The following is a 22,177-nucleotide window of genomic DNA, read 5'->3' as shown; positions in this document are numbered from 1 at the left end:
AATTCAAAGACAGTAATAAAAGAGACAGATTATGGAAAAAACCCAAGCACAAATTTTACGCCACCACGGCGGAAACGCAGAGCACGCCCGTACAATGATTACCCAAACCTATGCCCGTCGCCACGATATCGATTTCTGGGAGTTTTGGAACGCGCAAATGGGAGTGGTCATTTCTAAAGGTGACTACCTGGTGGATTTAGGTGCCGGGATCGGCCAATTTATTGAAGACCTGGCGATTCGTTATCCGGACAATACGGCTATCGGGATTGATGCTGCGGAATACATGTTGGCCGCCCAAATCTCATTACCTGACAACGCCCGTATGTTGAAAGATGATTTGAATGAGCCTGGTGCTCATATCGAAAACGGTAAGGTCGCTACGGTAATGGCGAATATGTTGGTGCATGAACTACCCCAGCCTGTGAACATGTTTAAAGCGGTTTACAAGTGGCTAAAACCAGGCGGGCGTTTTTGCATTATCGATCTGGTACGTCAGCCTTTGGCGGATTATTTAACCCATAAATACCCGGATGCGGAGTTATGGAACAACGATTTGTCGCGTGATGAATTGGAGGATGTGTTCGAACACTTCTTAGAGCATAACCGTTATCATGCTGATGATATCGTGTTTATGCTCAAATCGGCGGGCTTTAAACTCATAGAAAACACCCCACAACGTGATGGGCGGTTTGTTCGTATTGTGGTTGAGAAATAGCTTTTACCTTAAGCTTACAAGACATGGCTAGAAAGAGGGCCTATCAGGCCTGGTAAATTGAGTTTTAAGGTTTAATTTACTCTTATCTGTTGAGAAGCCTTTACAGATATTTATATACCTTTAATATCTATTTTTAGGCTTCCCCTTCCTTCCTTTGTTTGCCCAAAGAAAGGAAGCAAAGAAAAGGCACCCCACTCCAAAAATTGGCAAGTTCTAAACTTGTTCACTGAAACTTCAGAACTCGCTTCGCTCAAACAGCTGAAGTTTTTGAACGTTCACTACGTTAAGACCTTTGCACAATTTATTCCAAGGGGAATCTTGGCGTTTGTAGTTGGCTTCATTTTTAAAAATGAAAATTTAACAGGCCTGGCATGCCTTGTGGCAATCTATACTTTTTGAGAGTATAGGGTAAAACCATTGATATTTCTTATTTCGCAATAACTAAATTCTTAAGCATTTCTAATCCAATCAGCGTAAGCTTAGTAGCATCATTTATTGAATTCTAGTCCACTTGTCTAAGGAGACTTTCCATGTCTGAGCAGCGTCGTTCTGATCAAGCTAAATACATCCGTTTTTTTAATGAAATCGCCATTGAAGATATCCCGTTAGTGGGGGGAAAAAACGCCTCATTGGGTGAGATGTATCAAGAACTCTCTCCACAAGGTGTGCCTATCCCTAATGGTTTTGCGATTACCGCCGAAGCCTATCGTTGGATTTTGACCGAGAACAACCTTTGGCCTGAAATGACCCGAATTTTAGATGGCTTAAATCCAGAAGATTCTAATGATTTGCAAAAACGTGGTGCTCAGTTACGCGGTCTAGTCTATGCAGCAAAACTGCCGGATGATTTATATCAAGAGATGGTTGAGGCTTATGAAAAACTGATTAAAGAGTACGGAGGCAATGTCTCGCTGGCGGTAAGAAGTTCAGCTACGGCAGAAGATTTACCCACTGCCAGTTTTGCGGGGCAGCAAGACACCTATTTGAATATATCAGGCTTGGCCGCCTATATTGATGCGTGCCGCCACTGTTTTGCCAGTTTGTTTACTGACAGAGCGATTCACTATAGAACAGACCAAGGCTTCAATCACCTTGAGGTAGGATTATCCATTGGTGTGCAAATCATGGTGCGTTCTGATATGGCTTCATCTGGGGTGATATTTACCATTGATACTGAGACCGGTTTTGAGGATGTGATTTTGATCACCGGGGCTTATGGGCTTGGTGAAAACGTGGTGCAAGGTGCGGTTGATCCGGATGAGTTTTATGTGCATAAAGCCACTTTTCAAAAAGGCTTTAGAAGTGTCTTTAAGCGTCATTTAGGCACTAAAAAAATCAAGATGGTATATGCCAGTGATGAGAACCGTAGAGAGCCTGTTCGTAATATTCCTACAGGAATTTCAGAGCAGAAAAAGTTTTGTATTAGCGATACCGAAGCGCTCAAGTTGGCGGAATATGCCCTCAAAATTGAAAAGCATTATAGCGACCATGCCAAGCAAAACCGACCTATGGATATTGAGTGGGCTAAGGATGGTATTACCGGCGAACTGTTTATTGTGCAAGCACGCCCGGAAACCGTGGCTTCTCAGCAATCGGGGATGATTTTAAAGCAGTATCAACTTACAGAGAAACCAGCCGAAAGTTTGGTGATTGGTCGTTCGGTAGGAGCCAAAATTGCCTATGGCCGAGTACGCGTCATTGAATCGGTTGAGCATTTAAATGAGTTTAAAGCGGGGGAGGTGTTAGTTTCGGATATCACCACGCCTGATTGGGAACCCGTAATGAAAATCGCCTCAGCCTTAGTCACCAATCGCGGGGGGCGAACCTGCCATGCCGCGATTATCTCTCGTGAGTTGGGCATCCCAGCGGTTGTCGGTACTGGCAAGGCGACCGAGTTAATGAAAACCGGCGAAATTGTGACCGTAAGTTGTGCCGAGGGGGATGAGGGACATGTTTATAGCGGGCAGGTGCCGTTTGAAATCATTGAAACGGATTTGCAGGACATTGAAAAACCCAAAACCAAAATCTTGATGAATTTGGCTAATCCCGAGATGGCGTTTAGGGTAAATAGATTACCAAATGATGGTCTTGGATTGGCACGAATGGAATTTATTATTAACAATAAAATTCAGATTCATCCGCAAGCATTATTGCAACCAGAGTTGATTGAGAGTGAAGAGGATAAGGCCAAAATCAAGCAGTTGACTGAGGGCTATAGCAGTGGCAAAGAGCTCTTTATCTGTAAGTTGTCCGAAGGGATTGGAACCCTGGCGGCAGGCTTCTATCCCAAGCCGGTTGTGGTGAGACTGTCGGATTTTAAATCGAATGAATATGCTAGTTTAATTGGAGGGAGAGCATTTGAGTTAAAGGAAGAAAACCCGATGATTGGCTTTAGAGGTGCGGCACGTTATAACGATGCTTCCTTTAAAGACAGTTTTGCGATGGAATGTGCGGCCTTAAAACATGTACGTGAAGTTATGGGCTTTGACAATATCATTATCATGGTGCCCTTCTGCCGTCGTCTTGAAGAGGCAAAAAAGGTGATTGATACCTTGGCTCATAATGGTTTGGTGCGTGGCATTAATGGCTTGAAAATCTATATGATGTGCGAGATTCCAAATAACGTGTTACTGATGGATGAGTTCTCGGAATTTTTTGATGGTTTCTCAATTGGTACCAACGATTTGGCGCAGTTGGTTTTGGGTGTGGATAGAGATTCAGCTAAAGTCGCCTATGACTATGATGAGCGTGATCCTGGCGTGAAAAAAATGGTGAAGATGGCGATAGAAGGTGCCAAACGTAATGGCAAACACATCAGCCTTTGTGGTCAAGCGCCATCGGATTATCCCGAGTTTGCGGAATTTTTGGTAGAGCTCGGCATTGATGCGATGAGTTTAAATCCAGATTCGGTATTAAGCACCTTACCGACGATTATTGCGGCCGAGAAGAAGCTGGCGAGCCGCTAGTGGTTGGCCGTTAGCCAATAGTCTTTGGTTTTTCTAACCATTGAATAACCATCGACCAAGAGGCCATGACTCTTGTCTAATAAGTGTCGAAAGCGTTTTGAATCCACTGCGGTGTTTCATCGTCACCGGTAAAGGTGATGACATCAAACTGCATGGCAAAATCTTGATATTGTGGCTGTTTTAGTAGGAAATTTTGGGCGCAAAGTGAAATGCGTTGTTGTTTTTGCGGCGTCACCATTTCGGAAGGGTGACCAAATGCGGTTTGCTTGCGGTATTTGACTTCAAAGAAGATTAATTGCCGGTCTTGGGTCAAGCCAATCAAATCGATTTCACCGCCTTTACACAAAAAGTTTTCGGCGATGATTTTAATTCCCTGTTGGCTTAACCAGGTTTTGGCTTGCTGCTCTTTTTGATGACCAATGGAAAAGAGCTTAACAAGTCTAGACATGGTGGGGTCAATCCAAGTCGGTATTACGAGTTGAATTAACGAGCTCTTTAGCATCCTGAGTCGGTGCTTCGATTAAAAAACCTTCTTTATCATATTTGGCCCAAACTAGGCGTTGTCTGATTTCGTTGCCATCCAGGCTTAATACCCCGGTTTTAGCTTCCGCTAAACAGCCGCCGTTTTGCAAATCTTCAATATGGGTGCTGACCATAAAACTATCCCAACCAAAGGCTTCAAACTTTGAGTTTAAATCTACCGGATTTAAAGTGGCCGGATAAGTTAAAAAGCTGACACGGTTTAAATCACGGTTTTGCGGAATCTCTTGGAAATTGGCGGGAGTTAACTCGCTATCGCCAAATACCGGTGTATCGAGTTCAAAGAAATCAAACTGTGGTCTAAAAACGGCCATGCGGTATGCGTTATCGAAAATCACAATCGCATCTAAGTCTTGGCGAGTTCGCGGGAAGAAGTTTAGCTGTTCTCCGATTAACCAACGTAAATTGTTTTGACGACTCTCACTGAGGTTTTCATGAATCAGACTCCCTAGAGCCTCTCGTAACTTTGGGTTTTCGTCCGGGTATACACTTAAAATTGCCTGATGATTCGCTTGTTTCCATGCGTTTTCCAATGCCTTGGCTTTCACCATTGATGATTTGCCATCATTGGCTAGGATTCCGATGCGTTGAAAACCAGCGTCTTCGAATTTTTTCACCATTTGAAGGCTGGGTTGCGCCGCCTTGAAGCTAAATTGGGTAAACGAATTGCTATCAATGTTATTCAATGCCAGCAGTTTATCATCGTGAAAACTGGCGAGTTCCTGAAGCGCTTCTTTTCGAAGAGGGCCAATGATTCGATCGGCACCTTCTTGTTTGGCTTGGGTGTATACACTTTCTAGGTTTTCAAGCGAAGTGGTGTCATAAAATTTAAGGGTGATTGACTGGTCAGAAGCAAAAAAGGCTTTCATAATCCCGCTACGAATCTGCTGGCTAACCACTTTATAACGACCTTCCATTGGCAGCAATACGGCAATTTGTTTTACCGTTTCTTCCGGTGGTTGTTGAGCGATTAATTTGGGTAATAGGTGTTTATGAAAAATAGCCTCAGATTCAAAACTGTTTAAATTCATCAGATTTTGTCTGATTTCGTATCTGGAGCCTTGAAAGGTCTTAAGCAGTGCAAGCCAGGCTTGAACTTCAGCATGATGGCTGTTTTCTAAGGTCGCTAAAATTTGGGGGGATAACGAATTCAGCACCGACCAGGCCTGGTCTTCTATCTGCGCTTGATATGCTGAATCTACTGATGAGTGTTGCCACAATAAAGTGCTGTAAACTAGATAGTCAGACCAGTTACCTTGTTTCGAAGCTTTGGCTTGTAAGGTTCTGAGTTCATCGACACTGTAAGCTTTTGGCGCGTTAGCGCCAACCCCAGCGTTATTACGTTTGTCGCTCACTTGTTTGGTCTGGGCATCGCTTTCAGGCTTAATCGGTTTGTTTGGCACAGTACCGCAAGCGGCAAGCCCAAAAACGAAGGCGCTAACCGTTAAGAGTTTGAGAGGTTTTAAGTGGTAAAAAGGCGAGGTCTGATTCATTTTGTTTTAAAATAGCTTATCGTTGTTAAAAGGCGTTTAAGAATTATATCCCAAACTTTATTTGGATTGGGTAATCTTGCTTATCTGTTTAATTTAACTTGTTTTTATCTTGCAAATTTTCAAAGGATATTATGTCGCTTTACAATCAAACTCAAACGCCAGGAACGCTTTATGTGGTAGCGACGCCTATTGGAAACCTAGCGGATATTACCCGTAGAGCGGTTGAAACCCTGGAGAAAGTTGACTGGGTGGCTGCCGAAGATACCCGCCATAGTAAACCTTTATTGCATGCCCTGGGTATAAATCAAACCTTAATCAGTCTGCATGAGCATAATGAGTTGCAACGTAGTGAACAGTTGTTGGCTAAATTGAAAAATGGCGAAAATGGTGCCTTGATTTCGGATGCCGGCACGCCGCTGATTAATGATCCAGGTTACCATTTAGTGAAGTTATTGCGTGATGAAGGGGTCAATGTTGTGCCTTTGCCTGGGCCAAGTGCGGTGATTACCGCATTAAGTGCCGCTGGTTTGCCAACGGATCGATTTACCTATGAAGGTTTTTTGCCGGCTAAAGCCAACAAGCGTCTGGCGATTTTAGAAGGTTTGGCTACGGAAGTGCGTACTTTGGTGTTTTATGAATCACCGCACCGTTTGATGGAATGTTTGCAGTCTATGCAAACAGCATTTGGCGAAGAGCGTGAAATCGTAGTGGCTCGTGAGCTGACCAAGAAGTTTGAGCAGTTTGTTTCGGGTAAGTTACACGATGTTTATGGGTATTTTATTGAAAACTCGGATAAGGTTCGTGGTGAGTTTGTATTGATGTTGAAGGGGGCGCCTGAAAAGTCGGAAGAGGCAGGTGAAGCGGCATTAATCGAACAAGATAAAATGATTCAGGTGATGTTGAAGCAGTCTTTGCCGGTAAAGCAGATTTCGGAAATTATTGCAGAACTGACCGGAGAAAAGAAAAAACCGATTTACCAAAGAGTGTTAGAGCTTAAAGCGCAAAGTTGATTTTTCGGTCAGGTGAAAAGTTGATAAATGACTAGTCGTGATGATGCATGGAATGCTTTTCAAGGTTTTGTATTTGATAGTCTTTGCCAAGCACTTTATAAACGATTTTAAGCAGGCTGGTGGGCGCAAAAGGTTTTTTTAACCAAGCTTTCACGCCTAAATCCATAGCGTCCAATTTACACTCGTTACCATCTTCGGCACTTAACATCACGCAAGGTGTATCGATGTTTTTACCTTGTGACTTTATGGATTGCACCAGTTCCAGACCGTTATGACCATCTTCCAACATATAGTCGATAATCATTAAGTCATACTCGGTCTGCAGAGCGAATTGCAGAGCTTCTTCAACCGTAGCGGCTTCATTACAATAAATGCCATCGCTTTCAAGGGTGAGCCTCAATAGGGCTCTAATAACCTTGGCATCATCTAAAATAAGAATTTTTATCATCTAATTTACACAGCTTTTATGTTGATTGTACTTAGTATAGTGTGAACAGTCATAATATCAAAGCACTCTTACAATTGCCCTGATGCAGTTAAGGCTTTAATGACATAGATGTCATAACGAGTGTTGGGGCTGCTAATTTGTGCTGTCGGTTGAATGTTGTTGTGCCGGCAAACTACTGGGTCAGCTCCTTTGGGGCGTTTGACGACCACACGATATCGGGCTGTTTTCAATGCGGCTTCCAATAGCTTTTCGCTGTCTAAATCGGGGCCAACCAAGTGCTGTAAAGCTTGCATCTCTTTTTTAGCCGCAGCTTTCTTCTTTTTTTCCGGGTACATCGGATCCATGTAAATCACATCAATTTCTGGCTGAAAGTCTAATAGATAACGGGCACTGTCGGCATTAATGAGGCTGAGTTTTTCGATGCTCTCTTTTAACTCTTGCGGTAGTTCCGATTTGTGTGCTTGGGCTCTATTCAACGCATCTTCGAGCAGGCTGGCCACAATCGGTGAACGTTCAATCATGGTGACCTTAAAACCTAGGCTGGCCAGTACATAACTGTCTCCTCCCATTCCGGCCGTGGCATCGATGATTGTCGGCAATGCATTTTCCAATTGCCCCATGGCACGAACTAAAGGCTGGCCTTTACCTCCACCAAATTGGCGACGATGCGCTTTTTTCCCTGCTAAGAAATCGACAAAAACCGGGCCTTGGGTTTTAGAGCATAATGCAAGCTTGAGTTCAGAGTCTTTTTTGTCGCTTACCCAATCTAACCATTGCTCAATTTCGGATGTTTTGCAAATGGAAAGCCCGAGTTGACGGCTTAACGCCGATGCTTTGTCGGGATAGGTGTTGGCTATGCAGGCGAGGTTTGTCATTTAAAATGTGGAATCCTTAACGCTAATGATGATGGTAAAACCGAGCGAGGCATTGATAAAGCCATACAGCGAAATACTCCAATAAAGCCACCAATATTGTTGCCCGGTTTTGAGGTAGTAGATATAAGGAATGAATAGGATGAAACTATTGGCAAGGGCGACTAAAACCATGCTTAGATTATTTTGTATATTAAAGATATCCCATAGTAGGGTGCTTGGCACTGAACCTACAAAAAAACTGTATTGCCAAAATTCAATTTTATTTTGCGGCAGTAAAACCGAAAAAGCCAGCGCCCAGATAAAACCATAAAAAATAGTTTTAGTTAATGGATGCGTTAGTCTTGCGGTCGACTGCGAGGTTTGTTGTTGTGGTTGGCGGTTTTGCACATTCATCAGTTTAATCGGCTTCAATAAAATTTAGCAGATATCTTAAACCAAACATGCTAAATGAGTGGAACTAAAAATCCTTGTACGCAAACGGGTGATATTCAGATATCGAAATCTGCCTTATAATGAATTCTATTTTGCCAAGGCCTGTAGCCAAAAGACACAGTTAAATGATTAAAAAAACACCTCTTTTTTTAAAATGGATTCTATCTTCTCTATGGAGTCTTGCGTTGCTGTCGCAAGCTGGTGTGGCCTCTGCACAAAGCCAATACAAAATGTCTGGGTTACATGGCCCCAATTGGCAATATTTTTCGACGCTGAATGAGGCGGGGTTTTTATTGTTGGATCAGCATAAACAGCCCTTGGAGTCTAAAAATTCACAGCAATTTTATGTTCCGGCATCCACTACTAAACTGATTACCGCGTTTTTGGCGTTAAAGCACTGGGGTGAAGACTATCGTTTTAAAACCGAATTCTATCTAACCGAAAGGGTTGAAGATTCGGCCGTATTGGTGGTTAAGGGCTATGGCGACCCTTTTCTGGTTTCAGAAGAGTTCCCTTTGTTGGTTGAAGGTTTAAAAACGCAACTGCAAGCGAAAGGTATTCATCACATTAAAGCCATTCAATTAGACAGTAGTTTTTACCAACCGGGGCTGATAATGCCGGGAACCGGTGAAAGTGATAATCCTTATGATGCGATTCCGGCTGCCATTGCCGCCAATTTCAACAGTATTTTTGTTAAAAAACAGGGTTCAGAGCTGCTTTCTGCAGAGCCGCAAACACCAATGACACCAGCGGGGCTGCAAATCGCCAAAACGATTACGGTTTTCAAAAAAACCAAAGAAGGGTTGGTGCAACGTATTAATTTGGGGAACGATGCGACTCTCAATCAACGTTATTTTTCCGAGTTATTGCGGTGGTTTATGGAGCAACAAGGCTTGGATGTAGAAAACCAAGTGCTTCTTAAGGCTCTGCCTAAAACTCAAGACAACGGCGCCAATCATCCGGTTCTGTTGTATACCCACTTCAATAGCCGCACCTTGGCCGAAGTGATCAAGCCGATGATGAAATACTCGACCAATTTTATAGCCAATCAACTCGCCCTGAATTTAAGTGCTGAGCTACTGGGTGGGGAAGCAACCCAACAGAAAGTCGCTTTGGTTTACAAGCGGCTTTTAACGGAATATTTTGGATGGCAAACCTTTCATATCGAAGATGGTGCGGGATTGTCGCGCAATAACCGTCTAGCACCATCGCAATTGGTTGATGTCTTGCAAGCGTTTAGGCCTTGGGCGAAATTGCTTCCGGAAATTGAGCAGAGTGTATTTGCAAAATCCGGTTCATTGATTGGTGTAAGCACCTTGGCGGGTTATTTGAAAAACGAGCAGGGGTTATTGCCGTTTGCCATGATGATTAACCAAAAAGTTCCCTATCGTTTCAGAAACAAACTGGCTAAGGAATTGGCACAAGCTTATTAAATGTTCTATGCAGAACTCAAGCCTACCAGGCCTGGTAGGTTTTTTTCGAATAGCAAATCGATTATTCGCCTTTTAGGCGCTATTGCTGTACTATACGCCATCTAAAAAGTGGGTCGGACAACCGCGGGAGGCATTTTGCCTTCGGAGGAAAGTCCGGGCACCATAGAGCAGGATTCCAGCTAACGGCTGGGCAGTGAAAGCTGACGGACAGTGCAGCAGAAAATATACCGCCGATGACACGCTTGCGTGAACAGGTAAGGTTGAAATGGTGCGGTAAGAGCGCACCGCGCTTCTGGTAACAGAAGTGGCAGTGAAAACCCAATCCGGTGCAAGACCAAATAGGAAAACACCGTATCAAGCTTGCTTGGTACAACCTGCTGCTCGCAGGAGTTTTCGGGTAGGTTGCTTGAGGCTAACAGTGATGTTATGTCCAGATGAATGGTTGTCGCTCGCAAGAGTACAGAACCCGGCTTATAGACCCACTTTTTCTTTTTCCCTCGCTTTTCCTTCCAGATAAAAATAACCTGCTTGGATACCTATCTCAATATTTAATCCATTTATTATTTTGTTCAATAAATCCGCCTCTGAAAAGTTTGAATATTTGATTGCAATATTCATCTGCTGTAACCCATTTTAAGATGGTTCTGGTCCCTGATATATCGGGTCGATGGTTTAGTCGATTAAGAAGTTAAGTTGAATTTAATGTCTTTTAACTCACTGTTTTTGATTGAAAAAAAGAAATTATTTTGTGAATAAGTGATTAGCTTGAAGTCAATTTGCGGTGTTTATCGAAATAGCTTTCGGTTTTTATTGGTTGCTAGGTATGGCTGTTTTAACTGTATAAGTCCATGGCCATTTTCTAAACCATTAATCCCACATTGTTTGTAATTTTTTTCTAAAAATCGTCCGCTAATTTCCACTTTTTTGTCATTTTTGTAAAAAAAGGGAAAAATTCCCCACTTTTTTTATTTTTTTTTATAACAAAAAATAAAGACACTTTATATAGTGTTTTTTCTTTGTGTTATCAACTATATATTGTTTTGTATGCACTGTATTTTGAGTATGTATTTTTACCCAAAAACAGACAAACTGTTGTGTTGTTAAGTTAAAAACAGGTTTTCTTGTTGCTTATAACTTATTGAAAAATATAAGGATTGGTTTTTATTTGTTATCAAGTGTTTTGTTCTTAATTAACGCTAAGTTGTTGTCATTAAATGGAATTTACGTCTTTACTAGGTTGACAGTGGCGCTAAAACTCCATATAGTGGCACTAAGTGGGGCAAAGTGGCGAAAAGTGGTAAAAATGCTATTTTTTAGAGGAATCAATTCGGTCAGTATCGATACTAAGGGAAGAATGGCTATCCCTAAGAAGTATCGTGAGTCGATTTCTGATGCCAGCGATAACCAGTTGGTTGCCACAATTGATTTGCACAGCCCTTGTTTATTGATTTATACCCTGGATGAGTGGGAAATCATTGAACGAAAATTAATGTCTTTGCCTAACGTTGATCCGCAGACGCGATTGTACCAGCGTTTACTATTGGGTCACGCTTCTGAGATGGAAATTGATTCTCAAGGGCGTGTTTTATTGCCTAGCCTGCTACGTGAACATGCAAAGATTGATAAACCGGCCATTTTATTGGGGCAAGGTAATAAATTTGAATTGTGGTCTCAAGAAGCTTGGGATAGCAGTCGCCCAGAAATGTTGGGTACGGCTATGTCAAACGAGATCTCAGAATCACTTGCAAGCTTGAGTCTGTAATGGCTGTAACAACTTGTAGTAACGAGGTCTTCCCGTGACAGAGCAAACAAGCAATGTGGATTCACAAGAAACCCATTTTTCAGTTCTTTTAAATGAGTCTTTAGATGGTTTGAATATCAAGCCGGATGGTGTCTATATAGACGGAACTTTTGGGCGTGGTGGCCACAGTAACGCTTTGTTAAAGCGGTTGGGTGAAAACGGCCGTTTAATCGCCATCGACCAAGACCCTGAAGCCATTGAGTATGCCAAACAACATATTCACGACAGTCGTTTTGAGATTCAATACGGTAGTTTTGAAGATGTAAAGGCTTTTTGTGAAGCACGAGGTTTGGTTGGCAAGGTAGATGGGTTGCTTCTGGATTTGGGGGTTTCCTCTCCACAGTTGGACGATGCTGAGCGTGGTTTCAGTTTTATGCGTGAAGGGCCACTTGATATGCGAATGAATCCAGAAGTGGGGTTGAGTGCTAAAGATTGGTTGAAGCAAGTAGATGAAAAAACCTTGAAATTGGTTTTACAGAATTACGGCGAAGAGCGTTTCTCTGGTCGTATTGCGCGCGAGATTAAAGAAGCCTCGGAGCGTGATGAATTACAAACAACATTGGATTTGGCGGACTTGGTTAAAAGAGTGTCGCCGAAAACAGAAAAAAATAAACATCCAGCCACCAGAACCTTTCAGGCAATTCGTATTGCCGTGAACAGAGAGTTGGATGTGTTGAAGAATGTATTAGAGTCAGCGGTTGAGATATTAGCACCTGGTGGAAGATTTTCGGTCATCAGCTTCCACTCCTTAGAAGACAGGATTGTTAAGGTGTTTATTAGAGATCAATCGATGATTAAAGACCTGTTTCCAGATTCACCGATTCAAATTGAAGTGATTGAGCCGGTGTTGAAGAAAATCGGAAAGCCTATCTTTCCAAGCACAGAGGAGTGCAAGCAAAACTCAAGATCACGTAGTGCGGTATTGAGGATTGCTGAAAAACTATAAGTGTAGCGCTTATAAAAAATATCAAAATTGAATTTACTTATTATCATGCTGATTAAGGGGAATCGTCGTCATGAATTTTATCGGAAAAGAAGTCACACCAGTTCGGACACCTGGTATGCCAGTCATCAAAGTTATTGGCTTAGGCGGAGGCGGCGGTAACGCTGTGGATTATATGGTACGCTCTAATGTCAAGGGTGTTGAGTTCATGTGTGCAAACACGGATGCTCAAGCATTAGAAAACTCAGCGGTAGGCACTTGTATCCAATTGGGTGCTGGCGGCTTGGGTGCAGGTGCGGATCCAGAGCGTGGAAGACAAGCTGCAAAAGACGATATTGATGCAGTTAAAGAGCAACTTAGAGATGCGGATATGGTTTTCATTACCGCCGGTATGGGTGGTGGAACTGGAACAGGTTCTGCACCAGTTGTGGCTCAAGCCGCTCGTGAAATGGGTATTTTGACTGTTGGTGTTGTCAGTAAGCCTTTCGGTTTTGAACGCCGCAACCATATAGCTGAAGCCGGTATTGCCGAATTAGCTGAGCATGTGGATTCTTTAATCACGGTTCCAAACGATAAATTATTGAAAGTATTGGGCCGTGATTTCGTCTTGGCGAAAGCCTTTGATTACGCAAACGAAGTGTTGTTCGGTGCGGTTCAGGGTATCTCTGAGTTGGTGACTCGTCCAGGTATGATCAACGTGGATTTTGAAGATTTACGTACGGTTATGGGTGAGCGCGGAATGGCGATGATGGGTGTGGGTCATGCCACTGGTGAAGATCGTGCAATCAAAGCAGCGGAAAAAGCGATTGCCAACCCTCTATTGGAAGATATTTCAGTTTCTGGTGCACGTGGACTTTTGGTTAATATCACAAGCGGTTTAGACTTCACTCTTGGTGAGTTCAATGAAGTGGGTGATGTTATTGACCAGGTTGCGGCACAGGATGCACGTGTGATTATCGGTACTTCAGTTGACGAGTCAATGACCGATGAGATTCGTGTAACTGTGGTGGCAACCGGTCTTGAAAACGTTGCGACTATGTCTGGCAGACCAGAAGTGGTCAAGCCGAATCTGCAAGCGGTTAAGGCTAATAACCAAGAAGTGAAAGCGGTGGCTGAAGAAGCACCTCAAGTGGTTAATGCCGAAGCGGTGCAAACAACCATTGAAATGGCTCAGCCTGAAATCTTAGCGCCAGAACCTGAAGTGGTTCGTCCTAAGATGGTAGTAAACGGTGCGACGGCCGGTAGCATGGAAAGTTCTAATTATTTAGATATTCCTGCTTTCTTACGACGTCAAGCTGACTGATTCTTTAAGGTATTCGTTAGTCCGCGAATATTCTTGAGGAGTTAAGTCTTAGATTGTACTGTCGGATAGGTCGATATGCATAATCGGTTCCCAGAACCCACCCACTTAAATGCGTTTAAGTGGCGTGGGTTTTTTCTATTTCTTTTAGTCACTCTTGTCTGTGCAAGTTTGCTGGCTATCGTTCACGTACAACATCAAATCCGTAATGTAGAATCTCAGTATTACCAGTCTTTGAAACAGGCTTTGGTCGCCAAGGAGCAGTGGGGACGCCTGATGCTTGAAAAGAAGCATCTAACTTCACCAATCATGGTTGAACAAGTCGCCAAGAAAAAGCTCGACATGACTTTAGACAAAGCACATTTCTTCAATGTGTATATCCATGAAATCAACCTAGATCCACAAGACCCTACTAATTTGACGCAGGATAATGAACATGTTCAAGATTAAACGTGATTCTGTTGTTTTTGCACTGATTTTTTTAGGTTTTGTCGCGATTGGTGTGCGGGCGTTTTATGTCCAGGTGGTTAAAACCGATTTTCTGCAATCAGAGGGTGATAAACGTCAAATACGCACCATAGAAATCCCCGCCCCTAGAGGAGAGATTTATGACCGTAATGGCGATTTATTGGCGTTAAGCACACCGATGGTTGCGGTCTGGGTCGACCCTAAGACCATCATTACCCACGAAACCAATTATCATAAGTTCTTGCAAATTTTGGGGTTGACCGATTCACAGCTCAATGAATTGGCAAAACAGAATCGCTACAAAAAACTCAGTTTCATTCGTCAGTTAAACGATAAAAAAACGGTTGAAAAGATCGCTGAACTGGAATTACCGGGGACTTATAGCAAATACGTTGAACTCAGTTATGATAATGGCAATCACCATATTGAAGTCAATAAATTGTTGCCTTCAATTTGGGTGGATATAGCGGTGATCAACCGTTATCGCTACACTCCATCACGTTTGGCTACAGCTTTAGGGATGGAACGTAAAGCGCTGGTAAACAAAATCTATAAATACCCTAAAAGACACTTCTTGTACCTGAAAAGGGGGTTGGTTCCCGATATAGGCACTAAGATCGATGCGATGCGATTAACCGGAGTGTATACACAAGATGAATATCGTCGCTATTTCCCGTCGGGAGAGAGTAGTGCCAATTTAATCGGTTTTACCAATATCGATGATCAAGGGCAAGAGGGGATTGAGCTTGCCTATGATGAATGGTTAAAAGGAGTTCCTGGTAAAAAGCAGGTGGTTAAAGACCGTGCAGGCCATGTGGTGGATTTTGTAAAAGATATCAAAGCCGCCAAACCCGGTAAATCCATGACCTTAAGTATTGATCAAAATATCCAATATTTCACCTACCGTGCCCTTAAGAAGGTGATGATTGAACATCAGGCACGTGGTGCTAGCAGTGTGGTGTTGGATGCGAAAACCGGTGAGATTTTGGCCATGGTGAGTTTGCCAGGCTTCAACCCTAATGATCCTGCGCAAAGACGCGGTAAAGGGATCAAGAACCGAGTGGTCACCGATTTGATTGAACCGGGTTCGACCATGAAGCCGTTTATTATTGCCAAGGCGTTAGATGACGGTTTGATCGATGAAGATACCATCATTGATACATCACCAGGTTGGATTCGTATTCAGGGAAATCGCCTTACCGATACCCATAATCACGGTAAGATTACCCCGTTACAAGTCATTCAGAAATCGAGTAACGTCGGCGCATCAAAAATCGCTTTGAAAATGAAAGCGGATGTGCAACGGGAGTTTTGGGCAGAGATTGGTGTTGGTCAAGAGAGCGGCTTGTTTTTACCCGGTGAAGCCATGGGTTACTTGAAACCAGCACATGACTGGGAGGATATTGACCAAGCATCGGCATCTTTTGGTTATGGTTTCAGCACCAATCTATTGACCTTGGCGCATGGCTATCTATTGTTTGCCAATCAAGGGAAGATATTGCCATTAAGTCTGATAAAGTTGAATGAAGTCCCAGAGGGAAAGCAGCTGATCAAGCCTGAAACGGCCGACAAGGTTTTGAAGATGATGGAAACGGTGGTTGCTAAAGGCGGTACTGCACCTAAGGCGCAAATCCCTGGTTATCGAGTGGCCGGTAAAACCGGTACGGTGCATAAGACCAATAGTCGCGGTGGTTATGAAGAGAACACCTATTACTCTTTGTTTGCCGGTGTCGTGCCGGTCTCAAATCCAAATATGGTGATGATCGTTGTGGTTGACGAACCTAGTCGTGGGGTTTATTACGGCGGTTCAGTCGGTGCTCCGGCATTTAAGGAGGTAATGCAAGAAGCGTTACGTTTGAGGAATGTCGCACCTGACCAATTGGAAACGGAAAAACAGGGTAATCGATGATGGCTTGGCAAGATAGCGGTAAACATCACAGCAAGACATTGGTTGAAATAGAGATCTTTATTCGCACGCAGATACAAGACACGGCAGCAGTTACATTTGACACGGTGTTGCTGAGAGGGGCTAGTTTTGAAAGCCCTCGCTATAATGATGTGAATGTGCATGATTTATCGCTGGATTCACGAAAAATTGCAGAAAAAGACGTGTTCATAGCTTTGCAGGGTGAACAGCAACATGGTTTGAATTTTTTAGAATCGGTTTTAAAAAAACGGCCAGGCCTGGTCATCAGCGATAGGGCGTTGACTTCAAGTGAACTTGCATTATGTGCTGAAAACGCCAGCGGTGCGAGCAAAACCCCAGTTTGGGTAGTTTCTAATATTAAGGATTTTTTAGGTGAGTTTGCTGCTTGGTTTTACGACCAGCCGAGCCGGAAATTGAAAGTAGTGGGGATTACCGGCACCAACGGTAAAACCTCAAGCGCTTTTTTTACCGCTCAGTTGTTGCAAAATTTAGGGCAAAAAGTCGCTTTGATGGGGACCTTGGGTAATGGGCCAATCGATGATTTACAAAAATCGGCAAATACCACGCCCGATAGTGTCTCGGTCCATCGTTTACTGCATGAGTTTGCCTGTAAAGGGATGCAGTGGGTGGTGATGGAGGTATCCTCCCATGCATTGTGTTTGGGGCGTATCCAGGGGGTGGAATTTCAAACCGTCGCCCTGACCCAGGTCACGCGAGACCATATGGATTTCCACGGTACGCTTGAGGCCTATTCTGAGGCCAAAGCGAAATTGTTTACTGAATACCCATCGAAAAACCAGGTTTTGAACCTGGCGGATAGCCTGGGGCTAGAAATCTGTAAAAAGGCAGTCGCTAAGCCGAAAAGCCAAGAGATATGGTGTTATCAAGCCGATACCAACCAAAAATATTTAGCATCGGAGTCACTGGCCAATTTGAAAGTGCAATCGATGCGATTGAATGCACAAGGCATTGTTTTTACCGCGGAAATCGCCAACCAGTCAACCCACACTATGCTGGCAACCGAGCAGGTCAATTTAGCGTTGATGGGGGTGTTCAACCTTGAAAATGTATTTTGTGCCTTGTCGATTCTATTGGTCAACGGGGTTGATTGGTCACAATTAAAAATGCATTTGGCTAAAATTGAATCGGTTTCCGGCCGAATGCAGGTTTTGGCCAATTCGCCTACCATTATCCTTGATTTTGCTCATACCCCCGATGCACTTGAGCAGGTGCTTAAAGCGGTTAAGGCTCATTTAGCAGATGGACAAGGTCGCTTAAAAGTGGTGTTCGGTTGCGGTGGTAATCGTGATCAAGGTAAGCGTCCGCTTATGGGGGCTATTGCTGAACAGTATGCGGATAGTGTGATGTTGACCAGTGATAATCCTCGAGATGAAGAGCCTCAGTCGATTATCGATGACATCGTAAAAGGTTTGAGCCAACCCGAAGCCATTCAAATAGAGCTTGACCGTAAACAAGCGATAGCGACCGTTTTACAACAATCGGTTCAACATGACATAGTGGTGATTGCCGGTAAAGGACATGAGGATTACCAAGAGGTTAAGGGTGTGAGAACACCGTTTAGTGATGCATCGGTCGTTGAACAGTGGCTAACATTGGCTAAAAACCGTTAAAAATCCGTAAATGAATATGAACTCGCAATCATCAAAATTATTAAATGGGGCTGAAAGCGCCGAAGCGATGGTCGCTTCTTTTCAAGCACAAATCAACGATTCCACAAAGGATTTCTCAACCAAGGATATGACCATGTTTGCATGGACTTTAGAGCAACTTAGAGAGAGTACCGATGGTGAATTTATCGGCCCGGTGAGTGAGGCCGACACGATCAGGTTTACTTCAATCAGCACCGATACCCGGACCTTACAGCCCGGTGCTTTGTATATCGCCATTAAAGGTGATAATTTTGATGGGCATACATTTATTGAGCAGGCTGTCCAGCAGGGGGCTGTTGCGGTGTTGGTTTCCGAAACGGTTGAATCCATCGTCCCGGGGGTTGAGGTGGATGATACCCGTATTGCTTTAGGGCAGTTTGCGCGCTGGCATCGACAACAAATGCCAGTGAAGACTTTGGTGGCGGTTACCGGTAGTAATGGTAAAACCACAACCAAGACCTTGTTGAACAGTCTATTTTCGCAAGTCGGCAATACCTTGGCCACAGAAGGTAATTTAAATAATGATTTCGGTGTGCCAAGAACGCTATTGAACATCAGGCCAGAACACGAATTTGCGATTATCGAAATGGGGGCAAACCATCCTCATGAGATCGCCTATTTGACGGCGTTGGCCCTACCCGATATTGCGATGATCAATAATGCCTCCGGAGCGCATTTGGAAGGATTTGGCAGTCTGCAGGGCGTGATTAATACCAAGGGGGAGATTTTTCAAGGGTTGAATCAGATTCCAGGCCGAAACCCTGGGATTGCGGTTATTAATACCGATTCTCCCGGTTTTACCGATTGGCAACAGCGACTACAAAAACTGGCGGTTACCAAGGTGGTGACTTTTGGTAGTAAAGCATCCGCTCAGTTTAGGGTAGAGCATTTTAAAACACTGGATTCAGTGGCATCGGGTATTGAGTTTGAACTTGATTTTTCTGACCAGAAACATCTCGTCACCATGCCTGTTTTAGGGTTTCATAATGCCATGAATGCGGCTGCTTGTGTGGCGGTTGCTATTTCAGCAGGTTTGAGTTGGCAACAAATCTTACCAGGCCTGGTGAGTTTTTCTGGCGTTTCTGGAAGGCTGCAAAAAACTGCAATAAATAATGGCTGGTTAATTGATGACAGTTATAATGCCAATCCAGAATCGGTTAAGGCTGGAATAGATGCTTTATGTTCTTTACCCGGCCAAGCTGTTGTGTGTTTAGGCGCCATGGCCGAGATCGGTGTCGGGAGCGCCCAAGCTCATCGGGAGATTGCCGAGTATGCACGCGACCGGGGTGTTTATAGGCTTTTTGTCTATGGTGAGGCGGCAAAAAATATGCCTGATGCATTTGGCGAGAATAGCCAGTTTTTCAATACTCATGAAGCGATGGCACAGACAGTGGTCGCTACCATTACCTCGGCTGCGGAAAGTCAGCAAAAAATGAATGTGTTGGTGAAGGGTTCCAGGAGCGCCAAAATGGAAAAGGTTTCCCAGGCGATACTGAATGCGTTGCTGGCGTAAATTGGCTCAAGCATAAGCCGGTAACAATAGTCATAGCTACACACAAATTCTAAATTTAGACATTGTAAAAAGCTTAAAAAACGAAAATTATAAAAAACGTCGGAAAACGTCGATAGGATAGAGAGATGCTCATTTATTTAACAGAATATCTTCAACAATATATCTCAGGTTTTGGTGTGTTCAGTTACATCACCATGCGTGCCATTATGAGTGTATTGACGGCACTGATTCTGTCGTTCCTGGTCGGTCCGGCGATGATTCGTTGGTTGACCCGTTTGAAAGTCGGGCAATCCATCCGTCAAGATGGGCCGCAAACCCACCTGATTAAAGCCGGCACGCCAACCATGGGTGGTACCATGATTCTGTTTGCAGTTGCGATGGCGGTGATTTTGTGGGGGGATTTAACCAACCATTATTTATTGATCATCACCTTATCCATGCTTGGTTTTGGGGTGATCGGCTTTATCGATGATTACAAAAAAGTGGTTTTCAAAGATCCGAATGGTATGCGTGCACGCACTAAATATCTATGGCAATCCATAATCGGTTTTGCGACGGCTTATGCCTTGTTTGCAATGGCGACGGTTCCCGCTGAATCCGAATTGTTGATTCCTTATATGAAAGACACCGTCATTCATTTAGGCGCTTGGACGGTGGTGTTGAGCTATTTTGTGATTGTCGGAACCTCTAATGCGGTCAATTTAACGGATGGTTTGGACGGATTGGCGATTATGCCGACTGTCATGATTTCCGGTGCATTAGGGGTGTTTGCCTATCTTTCTGGACATGTGTATTTTTCGGATTACTTAAATATCCCTTACATTCCAGGAGTGGGTGAGTTAACCATTTTAGCTGCAGCCTTGGTTGGTGCCGGTTTAGGCTTTTTATGGTTTAACGCCCATCCCGCCCAAGTATTCATGGGGGATGTGGGGTCTTTGGCGATTGGTGCAACCCTTGGCGGTATGGCGGTTGCGGTTAAGCAGGAATTGGTTCTCTTCATTATGGGAGGAATCTTTGTGGCCGAAACCATTTCGGTGATTTTGCAGGTGGGTTCCTATAAATTACGCGGCAAGCGAATTTTCTTGATGGCTCCCTTACATCATCACTATGAGCAAAAGGGCTGGCATGAGTCACAAGTCATTGTGCGTTTTTGGGTGATTACCATTATTTTAGTATTAATCGGTTTAGCGAGCTTAAAGCTTCGATAAGCGGTTTTATAGTTTTATTAAGAGAGTTTAAATGTATTTAGTTGCGGGTCTAGGTGTTACCGGGCAGTCGGTATTACGTTACTTCAAAGCACAAGGGGAACCTTGTTTGGCATTTGATACCAGAGCGGATTTTGACGTTACGGCGCTACAGCAAGAATATCCTGATGTTGAGTTCGCTTTGGGTGAAGTGCCGCTTAAATGGCTAAAAAAATTCGAAACCATCATTCTAAGTCCAGGCATCGCCAAGTCCGAACCTTGGGTTAGCGCTCTTGAGAAGCTCGGTAAACAAACCATTGGAGATATTGAACTGTTTGCCCGTGCTGTCGGTGCACCGGTGATTGCGATTACCGGTTCAAATGGTAAAAGCACCGTCACCACCATTACCGGATTGGCCCTTGCCGAAGCGGGATACAATGTGGGTGTGGGGGGCAATATCGGCGAGCCCGCATTGGACTTGTTGTTGGATGACAACGAATATGATGTGTACGTCTTAGAACTCTCCAGTTTTCAGTTGGAAACCACTTACTCGTTAACAACCGCCTCTTCCACCGTGTTGAACGTTTCCGAAGACCATATGGATCGTTATGTCGGGATAGAAGACTATATCCAAGCCAAGACCAAGGTTTTTGCCGATACGGAATTGGCGGTAATCCCTTTCGATTTAAGTGAGCAGGGCTTGATTCACCATGGTGATGTAGTGCGTTTCTGCGCTTCAGAGGGGTTTGTTCAATCAGATAAAGATTACGGTATCATCGAACATAATAACCAGGCCTGGTTAGGTCATGGCCAAAACCCGCAGGTGCCGCTGGAATCGATGCGATTGAAAGGTTTGCATCATCAGTTAAATGCTTTGGCGATGTTGGCTCTATGTCGTCCATTCAATGTGGAAAATAGACATTTTGAAACCGTTTTAAGTCAGTTTACGGGGTTGCCACACCGTACCGAATTAGTGGTTGTCCATGAAGATGTCACTTGGATTAACGATTCAAAAGGCACTAATGTGGGCGCGACTCAAACGGCCTTAGAGAGTATTGGTAAAGAGACACTGGGTAAGTTGATTTTGATTGCCGGTGGGGTGGGTAAAGACGCCGACTTTTCAGGCTTGAAAGCTCCTGTTGAACAGTTTTGTAAAAAAGTGGTTTTGTTTGGTCGTGATCAAGACCTCATCGCCGAGGCGCTTCAGTCAAACCAAAGTTCAGCAATCGACTTGAGCAAAGTTGAAGACTTGGCCACCGCCGTGGCCATTGCCTTGGAAAATTCGCAACCACAAGATTGTGTCTTGTTTTCACCCGCTTGCGCCAGTTTTGACCAGTTCGCAAACTATGTGCAACGTGGCGAGATTTTTGTTGAACTGGTTCATCAAGCCTGCGCCAGTTTTGATGCGGCTTTAATCCCAAAAGACGATTCAACAGAGCAACCAGGCCAGGTAGGTTAA

The 22,177-nt window shown here is 43.9% G+C and carries 18 protein-coding genes and 1 other RNA gene; 14 read left to right on the top strand and 5 right to left on the bottom strand.

The window, feature by feature from the left end:
- Positions 1–31 precede the first annotated feature (31 nt).
- Positions 32–715 (top strand): class I SAM-dependent methyltransferase, encoded by a 684-nt coding sequence (locus tag L6421_RS08495; protein ID WP_237261356.1) that lies wholly within the window; start codon positions 32–34, stop codon positions 713–715.
- 530 nt (positions 716–1,245) lie between these two features.
- On the top strand, positions 1,246–3,681 hold the full coding sequence (gene ppsA, locus L6421_RS08490) for a phosphoenolpyruvate synthase (protein ID WP_237261354.1): 2,436 nt from the start codon (positions 1,246–1,248) through the stop codon (positions 3,679–3,681).
- A 76-nt stretch (positions 3,682–3,757) separates the two neighbouring features.
- Here the strand turns inward: ppsA and L6421_RS08485 are convergent, their stop codons facing one another.
- Both L6421_RS08485 and L6421_RS08480 read right to left on the bottom strand, forming a co-directional pair.
- Positions 3,758–4,129, bottom strand: coding sequence for a YraN family protein (locus tag L6421_RS08485; RefSeq protein ID WP_237261352.1), 372 nt, complete (start codon positions 4,127–4,129; stop codon positions 3,758–3,760).
- Between the two features lie 7 nt (positions 4,130–4,136).
- On the bottom strand, positions 4,137–5,714 hold the full coding sequence (locus L6421_RS08480; protein ID WP_237261350.1) for a penicillin-binding protein activator: 1,578 nt from the start codon (positions 5,712–5,714) through the stop codon (positions 4,137–4,139).
- Between the two features lie 131 nt (positions 5,715–5,845).
- On the opposite strand from L6421_RS08480, the gene rsmI reads away from it, so the two are divergent.
- A complete protein-coding gene (rsmI, locus tag L6421_RS08475; protein WP_237261348.1) occupies positions 5,846–6,724 on the top strand; it encodes a 16S rRNA (cytidine(1402)-2'-O)-methyltransferase in 879 nt (292 codons plus the stop codon).
- A 31-nt stretch (positions 6,725–6,755) separates the two neighbouring features.
- Here rsmI and L6421_RS08470 read toward each other — a convergent pair whose 3' ends face one another.
- The 3 genes from L6421_RS08470 to L6421_RS08460 all read right to left on the bottom strand — a co-directional run bounded on the left by L6421_RS08470 (position 6,756) and on the right by L6421_RS08460 (position 8,440).
- A complete protein-coding gene (locus tag L6421_RS08470; protein WP_237261346.1) occupies positions 6,756–7,172 on the bottom strand; it encodes a response regulator in 417 nt (138 codons plus the stop codon).
- Between the two features lie 68 nt (positions 7,173–7,240).
- On the bottom strand, positions 7,241–8,047 hold the full coding sequence (locus L6421_RS08465; RefSeq protein ID WP_237261344.1) for a class I SAM-dependent methyltransferase: 807 nt from the start codon (positions 8,045–8,047) through the stop codon (positions 7,241–7,243).
- The gene (locus L6421_RS08460) at positions 8,048–8,440 is read right to left on the bottom strand and encodes a hypothetical protein (RefSeq protein WP_237261342.1); all 393 of its coding nucleotides are present in this window, start codon (positions 8,438–8,440) and stop codon (positions 8,048–8,050) included.
- 164 nt (positions 8,441–8,604) lie between these two features.
- Here L6421_RS08460 and L6421_RS08455 point away from each other — a divergent pair, with 164 nt between their 5' ends.
- The 11 genes from L6421_RS08455 (at position 8,605) to murD (ending at position 22,177) form a co-directional block, all read left to right on the top strand.
- Positions 8,605–9,912, top strand: coding sequence for a D-alanyl-D-alanine carboxypeptidase/D-alanyl-D-alanine-endopeptidase (locus L6421_RS08455; RefSeq protein WP_237261341.1), 1,308 nt, complete (start codon positions 8,605–8,607; stop codon positions 9,910–9,912).
- Positions 9,913–10,017: 105 nt separating this feature from the next.
- Positions 10,018–10,402, top strand: an RNA gene (rnpB, locus tag L6421_RS08450) — RNase P RNA component class A.
- An 813-nt stretch (positions 10,403–11,215) separates the two neighbouring features.
- Entirely contained in the window at positions 11,216–11,674 is a 459-nt protein-coding gene (gene mraZ, locus L6421_RS08445; RefSeq protein ID WP_237261339.1) for a division/cell wall cluster transcriptional repressor MraZ, read from the top strand.
- Positions 11,675–11,708: 34 nt separating this feature from the next.
- Positions 11,709–12,659 (top strand): 16S rRNA (cytosine(1402)-N(4))-methyltransferase RsmH, encoded by a 951-nt coding sequence (gene rsmH, locus L6421_RS08440; protein WP_237261337.1) that lies wholly within the window; start codon positions 11,709–11,711, stop codon positions 12,657–12,659.
- Positions 12,660–12,729: 70 nt separating this feature from the next.
- Positions 12,730–13,959, top strand: a complete 1,230-nt coding sequence (gene ftsZ, locus L6421_RS08435) for a cell division protein FtsZ (protein ID WP_237261335.1) — start codon at positions 12,730–12,732, stop codon at positions 13,957–13,959.
- 75 nt (positions 13,960–14,034) lie between these two features.
- Positions 14,035–14,406 (top strand): cell division protein FtsL, encoded by a 372-nt coding sequence (gene ftsL, locus L6421_RS08430; protein WP_237261333.1) that lies wholly within the window; start codon positions 14,035–14,037, stop codon positions 14,404–14,406.
- Positions 14,393–16,333, top strand: coding sequence for a peptidoglycan D,D-transpeptidase FtsI family protein (locus L6421_RS08425; protein ID WP_237261331.1), 1,941 nt, complete (start codon positions 14,393–14,395; stop codon positions 16,331–16,333). The genes ftsL and L6421_RS08425 overlap by 14 nt, the downstream gene beginning before the upstream one ends.
- Positions 16,330–17,982, top strand: coding sequence for a UDP-N-acetylmuramoyl-L-alanyl-D-glutamate--2,6-diaminopimelate ligase (locus L6421_RS08420; RefSeq protein WP_237261328.1), 1,653 nt, complete (start codon positions 16,330–16,332; stop codon positions 17,980–17,982). The genes L6421_RS08425 and L6421_RS08420 overlap by 4 nt, the downstream gene beginning before the upstream one ends.
- Before the next feature lie 10 nt (positions 17,983–17,992).
- Entirely contained in the window at positions 17,993–19,534 is a 1,542-nt protein-coding gene (locus tag L6421_RS08415) for a UDP-N-acetylmuramoyl-tripeptide--D-alanyl-D-alanine ligase (RefSeq protein WP_237261326.1), read from the top strand.
- A 125-nt stretch (positions 19,535–19,659) separates the two neighbouring features.
- On the top strand, positions 19,660–20,742 hold the full coding sequence (mraY, locus tag L6421_RS08410; RefSeq protein ID WP_237261324.1) for a phospho-N-acetylmuramoyl-pentapeptide-transferase: 1,083 nt from the start codon (positions 19,660–19,662) through the stop codon (positions 20,740–20,742).
- A gap of 31 nt (positions 20,743–20,773) precedes the next feature.
- Positions 20,774–22,177: a UDP-N-acetylmuramoyl-L-alanine--D-glutamate ligase gene (murD, locus tag L6421_RS08405; protein ID WP_237261322.1), complete on the top strand. Its 1,404-nt coding sequence runs from the start codon at positions 20,774–20,776 to the stop codon at positions 22,175–22,177.

This window comes from Thiomicrorhabdus immobilis, from assembly GCF_021654855.1.
Classification (GTDB): domain Bacteria; phylum Pseudomonadota; class Gammaproteobacteria; order Thiomicrospirales; family Thiomicrospiraceae; genus Thiomicrorhabdus; species Thiomicrorhabdus immobilis.
Note: the sequence above shows the minus strand (reverse complement) of the source record. Positions and strands in the feature narration are given on the sequence as shown.